Below are 10,168 nucleotides of genomic sequence, written 5' to 3'. Positions count from 1 at the left end.
TTAGGCTGGCCGTCGCCCATAATGCGACCGCCAAAGGCAATGTTGTGACCCTGCTCGTCAAAGATGGGGAACATCACACGGTCGTAGAAGCGGTCGGCAAGCTGCCCGCGCCCGCGGCTCACGGCAACATTGGCGTCGATCATCTCCTGCGGGGTAAAACCCGCCTGGGACAGGTGCGACACCAGCGCGTTACGGCCTGGTGCAAAGCCCAGGTAGTAGCGGCGGCAGACGTCGCCACCCATGCCGCGGCTGGCAAAGTACTCGCGCGGACGACCGTCCTTACCGCGCATAAGCATGGTGTGGTAGAACTGGGCGGTCTCGGCGCACAGATCGTAGATGCGGGCACGCTTAGTACCGCGCTCGCGGCGATCTCCGGTGTCGTGCAGCTCAATACCTGCGCGATCGGCCAAATAACGGATTGACTCGGGAAAGCTCAGGTTCTCGCGCTTCATGATATAGGTGAAGACGTCGCCACCCTCGCCGCAGCCAAAGCAATGCCACACCTGCGTGGCGGGAATAATGTGGAAGGACGGCGTCTTTTCGCCATGGAAGGGGCAGCAGCCCCAAAACTCATGGCCGCGGGGCTTGAGCTCAACCGTTTCCTGCACGATGGCAACGAGGTCGGACGCAGCGCGTACCTGGTCTTTTTCCTCATCACTAATCACGGATGCTCACCCCCTGCTCACCCAAGTTATGACGAATGTCCTCGATATTACCCTCGACGGTCGCGATCAACTCATCCAGCGAATCGAACACACGCGAGGGACGCAGCCAGCGCGTAAACGCAAGCGAAACGGAAGCGCCGTACAGGTCGCCCGTATAACCAATTAAGTTAGCCTCAAGATGTGCAGATGCCGCATCGTCGGCATACGTCGGCGGCAGTCCGACGTTAACGGCAGCGGGCCACACGGTGTCATCGACCAGCACCAGACCCTCATACACGCCATCGGCAGGCACCTGAATGCCGTCGGGAACCTGCAGGTTTGCCGTGGGAAAGCCCATGCCAGAACCCTCGTGACGGCCGCGAATAACACCGCCACGCACCATATACGGGCGGCCGAGTAACTCAGCAGCAAGCTCCACATGGCCCTGTCCGAGCTCATGACGGATACGGGTGGCGCAAATGGCCTCACCGCCCTCGCAAAGCAGGTCGTGACCGTACACGTCAACGCCGTGCTCGGCACCCCAGGCGCGCATCTCGGCAACACCAGAAGCACCGCCACGACCCAGCCTAAAGTCACTGCCAACGCGAATCGATCGAATGTCGACCAGACGCGACACCAGCGAGAGAAAATCAACATGGTCAAGCGCCGCAACCTCAGGCGTAAAGGGAACGGCCACCACCGCATCGACCCCAGTTTGAGCCAGGGCATGCAGACGGTCGGCCGTCGTCATCAATTTTTGAGCGGGCGAAGAGCTCACCACAACGTCCGGGTCGGGATCGAAGGTAACCACGACCGCCTTACAGCCATGGGCACGGGCATCACGGACAAGCGCCGTAATGAGCTCCTGGTGTCCACGGTGCACGCCGTCGAACACACCGATGGCAATCGATGCGGCACCCAGGTGCTCGAACTCATCAAACGCATCGGCAGCAACGATGCGAGCCTCGTCCGACCCGCCCACGAAAAAAATACGCGCGAGCTCGCGAGCGGACAACATCATCGAACACCGCCGATTGCCTGAGGAAATACGTGCTCCATGACAAAGCGGCCACCCTCAATACGGGCGAGCGCCTTGAGTCCCCCATCGAGCACCAACGCAAACGGCGCCTTCGAGGCATAGAAATCGGCAAGCGCATGCTCAACGGGAATGCGACGGCCGCAGAGCAGGTCGTCGGCAAGATTGCCCGGCAAGTCAACACGCGTAGCGCCCAGGGCCGCAATGGGATCCAGTGCAAACCCCGCCGCGGACTCGGGAGAAAGCTCCTCAACCGCATGACAGGCGCCAACGGAAACAATACCGGAGGCCGTGCGGCGCAGCGCGGAAATGTGCGCGGCGCTCTCGCAGGCGCGGCCCAGGTCGCGAGCGAGCGCTCGGATATAGGTTCCCTTGCTCACCGAGAACGCCACGGTCCACACGCACGTATCACCTTCGCCGCCCACGGCGATCAGGTCGGCGGCATAGACCTCGACGGGACGCGGAGGTAGGTCCACCGCATTGCCCTCGCGAGCAGACTTGTAGGCACGAACGCCATTGACCGAGATAGCCGAAAACGCCGGCGGCACCTGCATCTGCGGACCCAGCATGGAGGCCAATTGCTCACGCGCATAGGCAGGATCGCGGAGCTCGTTGGCAACAGCCACCGTGCGGACCGCCTCGCCCTCCGCATCATCGGTATTCGTCTCGGCGCCAAACGAAATATCGGCGACGTAGCTTTTGGTATCGAGCGTGAGCATGCCCAGCAGACGGGTGGCCTGACCCACGCCCACAACCATGACACCCGATGCCATGGGGTCGAGCGTACCGGCATGGCCGACGCGCCGCTCATGGAGGGCGCGTCGGCATTGCGAGACCACGTCATGGGACGTGCAGCCCACCGGCTTATCGACGGCGAGCAGCATATTCAATTGAGAAGGCGTTCGACGAGCCATGTACCATCCAATAAGTTAGAGCTCGACGGTCACCGAAGCGGGATCCTCCCCCACCAGCTCGGCCAGCATGGGAAGTGCCACGGCGAGCGTCTCGCGAATTGTTCCGTTGTTGGAAAAGCCGGCGGCGGCATGATGCCCGCCACCGCCAAAGTTGGCAGCAATCTCGGACACATCGAGGTCGCCCTTGGAGCGCAGGTTGCCACGCACCTTGGTATCGCCCTCAATGCCCTTTAAGAACATGCAGACCTCGACGCCCATCACCGAACGCACCACATCGACCAGGCCGTCGCACTCGTCCGAGGTGACACCGCAGGCCTCAAGGTCGCTCTGGTAGGCATAGCTATACGCCACGCGCCCATGCGCGACCGTCTTAATACGACCCATGACAATGGACTTGAGGTGCAAAAACTCAACGCGCATGCTCTGGTAGACCTCGAGCGCAACGCGCGCCGGATCGGCACCGTGCGCCACCAGGCGCGAGGCCGCATGGAACGCGGCGGCATCGGCGTTTTGGTACTGAAAACGGCCGGTATCGGTAACCAAGCCACACAGCAGGCAGGTCGCAACGCCATCACGTGCGACAATGCCGCAATTGTCCAAAAAGCGGTCGATGATCATGGCGCAGGCCGCGGCATCGACGCGCCTCAGGCTCAGCTCGGCAAACTCCTCGCGCGCCGGATGATGATCGAAGCACACCACATGCTTGGAGCGACGAAGCACCTCGGCGGAATTATTGAGGCGCTCGACGACCGGTACGTCCACCGAGATGAACAGGTCAGGATTGCCGGCGTACGCAGATGCCGGCACCAGGCGATCGGAGCCTTCCATAAAGCGGTAAATGCGAGGAACCGGGTCATCGTCTGCCAGCAGCAGCGCAATGTCCTTGTTGGGGAAAAACTTCATGAGCGAAAGGCCCAGACCCAATACGGAGCCCAAGGCATCGCCATCGGGAGAAGTATGTCCCGAAATCGCAATGGAGGACGCACCCTCGATGAGCTCGAGGATGCGTCGCTGAATATCTGCAGACTCGCACGAGGCGAGGTCGGCGGAATTAGTCATCTAAAGCTGCCTCCTGGGCGGCATCCGCTATCGGATAGCCGTCCTCGTCCTTTTCGATCGCAAGCGTGGCGGGAACGTTTTCCAGCGCACGCGTGATGCGCTCGGCCTCATCGGTCGAGCGATCGATGCGAAAATCGAGCTCGGGCGTGACACGCCAATCGAGCGAGCGAGCCAACAGGCTGCGAATACGGCCCTTGGCGCTAGCGAGCGCCTCCATGACCTCGTCGTAGCGGCTCGCATCGCACGACACGTACACACGCGCGAACGAACGGTCCACCGCGACCTCGACCGCAGTCAAAGTAACCAGGTCGAGACGCGGATCGGAAACCTCAAAGAGCAGGATATAACCGAGCTTCTCGCGAAGCTGCTCGCCCAGACGGCGGGTTGCCTGCGTTTGCTTCATAGCGCTACCCCCTACTCGGTACGGGCAACCTGGTCGATGCGGTAACCCTCGATCTGGTCGCCGGGCTTGATGTCCTGGAAGTTCTCCAGACCAATGCCGCCTTCGGAACCGCTCTTGAGGCTCTTGGCCTCGTCCTTGTAGTGGCGCATCGAGGCGATCTTGCCGTTGAAGACCACGATGCCGTCGCGCACCAGACGCACGGAATCGGTCGCGGCGATCTCGCCCTCTTCGACGCGGACACCGGCGGCGATACCGACTTTGGGCACCTTGAAGGTGTCCAGGACAGTCGCGGTACCCGTGGCGACCTCGACCTCGGTGGGCTTGAGCATGCCGATACGGGCGGCGTCGAGCTCCTCGAGGCACTTGTAGATGACGTCGTAGCAACGGATCTCGACGCCCTCGCGCTCGGCGGCGGAGCGGGCCTTACCGTCGGGACGGACGCCAAAGCCGATGATGATGGCGTTGGAGGCGTCGGCCAGGACGACGTCGGTCTCGTTGATGGCACCGACAGCGGAGTGGATCGTGTTGATGCGGACCTCGGACTGATCCATCTTGTCGAGCGAGTCCTGAAGAGCCTCGATGGAACCCTGGACGTCGGCCTTGATGATCAGGTTGAGCTCCTTGACCTCGGCGTCGGCGATGGTCTCGAAGAGGTTCTCGAGCGTGACGTGCTTGACGCGGCTCTGCTCCTCGATACGGGCCTTGAGCGAACGTTCATCGGCCAGGGCGCGTGCCTCGCGCTCGTCCTCGAACACGCGGAACTCGTCACCGGCGTTGGGCACGGACTGCAGGCCCAAAATCTCGACAGCGTCGGAGGGACCGGCCTCGGTGACGGCGCGGCCCTTGGGGTCGAGCATGGCGCGGACGCGGCCGTAGGTAAGGCCGGCGACCAGCGTATCGCCCACGTGCAGGGTACCGCGGGTCACGAGCACGGTAGCGACCGATCCGCGGCCCTTGTCGAGCTTGGCCTCGAGGACGTTGCCCGAGGCAAAGGTGTCCGGGTTGGCCTTGAGCTCGAGTACGTCGGCCTGGAGCAGCACGGTCTCCAGAAGTTCGTCGATACCGATCTTCTGCTTGGCCGAGATGTTGACGAACATGTTCTGTCCGCCCCACTCCTCGGGGATGACTCCGTACTCGGTGAGCTCCTGACGCACACGGTCGGGGTTGGCGCCCGGCTTATCGATCTTGTTGACGGCGACGACGATGGGTACGCCGGCGGCCTTGGCGTGGTTGATCGACTCGACCGTCTGGGGCATGACGCCGTCGTCAGCGGCGACGATCAGGATGACGATGTCGGTCACCTTGGCGCCACGGGCACGCATAGCCGTAAAGGTGGCGTGACCCGGGGTATCGATAAAGGTGATCTTGCGGTCGTTGATCATGACCTGCGAAGCGCCGATGGCCTGCGTAATGCCGCCCGCCTCGCCGGCAGCAACGCCGGTGTGACGGATGGCGTCGAGCAGCGACGTCTTGCCGTGGTCGACGTGGCCCATGACGGTGACGACCGGGGCGCGCGGCTTAAGGTCGGCGGGATCGTCATAGAACGAGAAGGTGTTCTCCTCCTCGGGGGTGATGATCTTGATCTGACGGCCCAGGTCGTCGGCAACGAGCTCAACGAGGTCGTCGGACATGGACTGCGTCATGGTGAGCGGCGTACCCAGCAGGAACAGGCGCTTGATGATGTCGTTGGCCGGAACGTCGAGCGCCTCGGCAAGCTCCTGGACAGTAACGCCCTGGGAGACCTTGATGGCGTCGAGGTCCTCGGGGTTCACGCCCTGGGCCAGCGCCTCCTCTATCTTGCGCTCCTCCTGAGCCTTGGCAGCCTCGCGCTCGCGCTTCTCCTTGCGCTTCTTGCGGCGACCGGTGGACTCGCGAGAGGCCTCCTCGACGGCAGCACGAGCCTCCTCGAGCACCTTCTCGCGGCTGTACTCCTCGGCCTCGCGAGCCATGCGGCTGTAGTGGTCCTCTTCGTTGTTGTGACCGCCCTTGCGCTTCTTGCCCTTGCCCTGCTTATCGGGGTTGGGGAAGTCCATGCCGGCAGCGACGTTGTTGCTGGCGTTGGTGCGATGGCTGTGCGGACGGCTCTCGGAGGCGTTGCGCTCGGAATTGTTGTCGGAGGCGTTGCGATCGTTACGACGGCCACCGCGGCGGTCGTTGTTGCCGCCACGACGGTTACCGCGCTCGGCGGCGCGCTCGGCCTTGGCCTTGTCCTCGGCGTCCTTCTTCTCCTTGAGCACGGTCTCCTGTGCGGCAATCTGGTCGAGAAGCGAACGGAAGCGCGAACCGGAGTCGGAAGCGGGAACGGCGCGGCGCTGGGCCTCGCGGGCAGCCTCCTCCTTCTCGCGGGCAAGGCGCTCCTGCTCGGCCTTCTTCTTGGCCTCGGCCTCGGCGCGGGCAGCCTCCTCAGCAGCCTGGGCTGCGGCAAACTGGCGACGCTCCTCCTCGCGTGCCTTCTCGGCGGCGATGCGCTCGCGCTCGGCCTCGGCGGCGCGTGCGGCCTCCTCGGCGGCAGCTGCCTGCTCCTCGGCCTGCTTGGCGGCCTCGACTTCCTGAGCGCGGGCCTCGATCACCGAGGCGAGCTGCTTGCGGACCATAGCAACATAGGCGTCCTCCAAGGTGGAGGAAGCGGACTTAGCGGGAATCTTCATATCGGCGAGATGACCCATCAGTTCCTTGGAGGTCATGCCGAACTCTTTGGCCAGGGTGGACACACGGACTTTTGCCATATGACTTCACCTACCCTTTCTGGCACCTTGGGTGCCTAGAGACTGAACGAGCGTGTGAGACGCGCCGGGACCCGCCCGGCGCGACCGCGCGCTAGATCAGGTCCTCCGCATCATCGAAGGCGTCGGTGTCGTGGACACCGCAGAAACGGGAGCCGGGACGAGCCTGGTTGCGGCACTGGATGCCGTCCTCGGACACATACTCACAGCGGCGGACGTCCTCGTCCTCCTCGTCACCGATCAGGTCGGCGGCGGGCTCCTCGTGAACGGGAACGTTCTTGAGAATGTCGGCGGCAAGCGTCTCGGACTTGATGTCGATGTGCCAGCCGGTCAGGCGCGCAGCGAGACGGGCGTTCTGGCCCTCCTTGCCGATGGCGAGGGACAGCTGGTCGTCGGGCACGATGACACCGGCGTAAGCCTTCTCCTCGTCGATAAGGACGCGGGTGACCTTGGCGGGCGACAGGGCGTTGGCGACGTAGACGGCAGGATCGGCATCCCAAAGGATGACGTCAACGCGCTCGCCACGGAGCTCGCCCACGACAGCGCGAACACGGCTGCCCTTGGGGCCGACGCAGGCGCCCACGGGATCCAGACGGTCATCGAGCGAGTGGACGGCGACCTTAGAGCGCTGGCCAGGCTCGCGGGCGATCGACTTAATCTGGACGGTACCCTCATAGATCTCGGGCACCTCCTGCTCAAACAGACGACGCATGAGCTCGGGGTGGGTACGGGAGATGACAATCGGCGGACGGCTGTGCTCGCCACGAACCGGCTGCAGGTTGGAGTTAGGGTCGCGAACGTCGATGATCACGGCCTTGATGTGCTGGTTATGCAGGTAGCGCTCGCCCATCGGACGCTCGTTGCGCTCGTTCTCGTAACGGCGCTGATCGAAGTGCGGCAGCTCGGCCTCGACGCCCTCGCGGATCTTGACGATCGTGAAGTCGGGCGTGGACTGCAGCACGGTACCGCTGATGAGGTCACCGATGCGGCCGGAGAACTCCTCGTAGATCTGCTCGCGGGCGGAGTTGCGCACGATGGCGTTGATCTCGGCCTTGGCGTGCTGGGCGGCGATGCGGCTCGTGTTCTTGGGGGTGACGTCGATCTCCTCGAACTCGGTGAAGTTGCCTTCCTCGTCCATGGAATCGTCAATCGGCTCCAGACGGTAGACGTAGATCTTGCCGGTGGTGCGGTCGATGGTCACCTTGGCGCCCCACTCAAGATGCAGGATCTCGGCATAGCTCTTGGCAAGCGACTGCTCCAGGCGGTCGATCAGGTAGAGCTGGTCGATGTGCTTCTCCTGGCAAAGCTCCATCAGGGCGGACATCATGTCGGATGCTGCCATCTTACTTTCCTTCCTTCGCGGGCTTGAAGTCGTAGGTGGGCTTCAACTTGCACTTTTTAACATCAGAGAAATCGAGGGTGACGGACTCGCCACCCTCGAGCTCGAGGGTCACGTTCGCCTCGGTGGCGGCGGCAATCTTGCCGGCGTACTTGCGACGGCCCTCGGTAGCGGTGGAGGTGAGCTCACAGTTCTCGCCCACAAAGCGGGCAAAGTCACTCGGACGGCGCAGCGGGCGCGCCATACCCGGGCTCGACACCTCGAGCGTATAGCTCGAAGAAATGGGGTCGAGCTCCTCAATCACATCGCCGACCCATTTGGTATTGGCCGTGACGTCATTGAGCGACAGGCTCTGACCCTCGGCACCCTCGATACGCACACGCACGCAGGGGGCCTTGGTGGCACCCACGAGCTCAACATCGACGATGTCGACATCGTGCTGGGGAGCGACGGCCTCGAGCGCGTCGATGATCGCCTGCTCGGTCTTGGTCTTGACCATTGCGGCACCTCCATCCATACAAAAAAGAAGCGGGGCCGAAACCCCACTTCTTTCAATTACAACTTCATTTGCAAGCAAACTATACCAATACCTGCACAAACGTGCAACCACAACACAAATCCGCAGGTCAGCGTGAGCACAGGTTCTCCACAAGAAATTGATAATTGGGTGTTGTCGCAAGTATCAATATCCAAAAAGAGGGGCGATTCCCCGCGGAATCGCCCCTCGCTTTTTCGTGTCAGCTATGCGCGCAGCGCTTACTTGACCACCAGGTTAACCAACTTGCCAGGAACGCAGATGGCCTTGACGACCGTCTTGCCCTCGAGCCACTTGGCGACGGCGGCCTCGGCGGCAGCCTGCATATCCTCATTGGAGGCATCGCGGGCAACGTCGACGCGGCCGCGGACCTTACCGAGCACCTGGACCACGATCTGCACCGTGTCCTCAACGGACTCGGCCAGGTCGAACTCGGGCCAGGCGGCGGTGTAGGCGTTGCCCTCGCAGCCGAGGGCCTCGTGCCACAGCTCGTCGGCCCAGAACGGGCAGATGGGGGCCAGCACGCTCACGATATCCTTGGCCACGCCGTAGCACAGCGCCTTGTCGCGGGCGGTACCCTCAGTGGCATTGAGGTAGGCGCTCGCCGCGTTGACGAGCTCCATGACGGCCGAGATCGCGGTGTTGAACTGGCCGCGGTCGAAGTCCTCGGTGCACTTGGCGATGGTGCGGTGACGCTCGCGATAGAGCTTCATAGCAACCTCATCGAGCGCGGACTTGTCGAAGGCCACGTTGGCGTCGCCGGACTGGACGAGCTGCCAAACGATACGCCAGGCGCGCTTGATGAAGCGATTGGCGCCCTCAACGGCCTTGGGATCCCAGTCGAAGTCCTTCTCGGGCGGGGCGATAAACAGGATCGCCAAACGCATGGTGTCGGCGCCGTAAGGTTCGATGACCGAGCTCGGGGGCACGACATTGCCCTTGGACTTGGACATGGTGTCGCCGTTCTCGTCCTTGACCATGCCCTGGCACAGTAGGTTAGTGAAGGGCTCGTCCACGTTCAGCAGGCCCAGGTCGCGAAGTGCCTTGGTAAAGAAGCGGCTGTAGAGCAGGTGCAGAATGGCGTGCTCGATGCCGCCGATGTAGTTATCGACGGGCATCCAACGGTCGGCGGCCTCGCGGGAGAAGGGCAGCTCGGTGTTGTGCGGGTCGGTATAGCGCAGGTAATACCAGCTGGAGCAGGTAAAGGTGTCCATGGTATCGGTCTCGCGCTTGGCCGGGCGGCCGCAGACCGGGCAGGTGGTCTCGTAGAACTCCTTGCACTCGGCGAGGGTTTCGCCGGCGCCCAAGTCCAGGTTCTCGGGCAGCGTCACCGGCAGCTGATCCTCGGGCACGGGCACGATGCCGCAGTGCTCGCAGTGGATGGCCGGGATGGGGTTGCCCCAATAGCGCTGACGGGAAATGAGCCAGTCGCGCAGGCGGAACTCGACCTTGCGACGGCCGCAGCCCATGGCCTCGAGGTCGGCCACGATCGCAGCCTCGCCCTCGGAGTGCTTA

Annotated in this window: 9 protein-coding genes; all 9 read right to left on the bottom strand. The window is 63.0% G+C overall.

Features of this window, described 5'->3' with window-relative positions; genetic code table 11:
- On the bottom strand, nt 1-665 hold a 665-nt coding region (locus tag ABHR76_RS08550), incomplete at its 3' end, for a DNA primase (protein ID WP_346977363.1).
- Nucleotides 658-1,665, bottom strand: coding sequence for a riboflavin biosynthesis protein RibF (ribF, locus tag ABHR76_RS08545; protein WP_229090661.1), 1,008 nt, complete (start codon nt 1,663-1,665; stop codon nt 658-660). The genes ribF and ABHR76_RS08550, both read right to left, overlap by 8 nt.
- Nucleotides 1,662-2,594 (bottom strand): tRNA pseudouridine(55) synthase TruB, encoded by a 933-nt coding sequence (gene truB / locus ABHR76_RS08540; RefSeq protein WP_195544378.1) that lies wholly within the window; start codon nt 2,592-2,594, stop codon nt 1,662-1,664. The genes ribF and truB overlap by 4 nt, the downstream gene beginning before the upstream one ends.
- A gap of 15 nt (nt 2,595-2,609) precedes the next feature.
- Nucleotides 2,610-3,653: a DHH family phosphoesterase gene (locus tag ABHR76_RS08535; protein ID WP_117746005.1), complete on the bottom strand. Its 1,044-nt coding sequence runs from the start codon at nt 3,651-3,653 to the stop codon at nt 2,610-2,612.
- Nucleotides 3,646-4,056 (bottom strand): 30S ribosome-binding factor RbfA, encoded by a 411-nt coding sequence (rbfA, locus tag ABHR76_RS08530; protein ID WP_006234038.1) that lies wholly within the window; start codon nt 4,054-4,056, stop codon nt 3,646-3,648. Before rbfA ends, ABHR76_RS08535 begins: the two co-directional genes overlap by 8 nt.
- 11 nt (nt 4,057-4,067) lie before the next feature.
- Nucleotides 4,068-6,782, bottom strand: coding sequence for a translation initiation factor IF-2 (gene infB / locus ABHR76_RS08525; protein WP_035138110.1), 2,715 nt, complete (start codon nt 6,780-6,782; stop codon nt 4,068-4,070).
- A gap of 91 nt (nt 6,783-6,873) precedes the next feature.
- On the bottom strand, nt 6,874-8,121 hold the full coding sequence (nusA, locus tag ABHR76_RS08520; RefSeq protein ID WP_006234042.1) for a transcription termination factor NusA: 1,248 nt from the start codon (nt 8,119-8,121) through the stop codon (nt 6,874-6,876).
- Between the two features lies 1 nt (nt 8,122).
- The gene (locus tag ABHR76_RS08515) at nt 8,123-8,617 is read right to left on the bottom strand and encodes a ribosome maturation factor RimP (RefSeq protein ID WP_346977361.1); all 495 of its coding nucleotides are present in this window, start codon (nt 8,615-8,617) and stop codon (nt 8,123-8,125) included.
- A 257-nt stretch (nt 8,618-8,874) separates the two neighbouring features.
- Nucleotides 8,875-10,168 (bottom strand): class I tRNA ligase family protein (locus ABHR76_RS08510; RefSeq protein ID WP_346977359.1); only part of this gene is annotated, 1,294 nt, incomplete at its 5' end.

It is taken from the genome of Collinsella aerofaciens (assembly GCF_039752985.1).
In the GTDB taxonomy this organism is placed as follows: domain Bacteria; phylum Actinomycetota; class Coriobacteriia; order Coriobacteriales; family Coriobacteriaceae; genus Collinsella; species Collinsella aerofaciens_BT.
The sequence above is the reverse complement of the archived record's forward strand: the minus strand, read 5'-3'. Positions and strand labels throughout refer to the sequence as shown.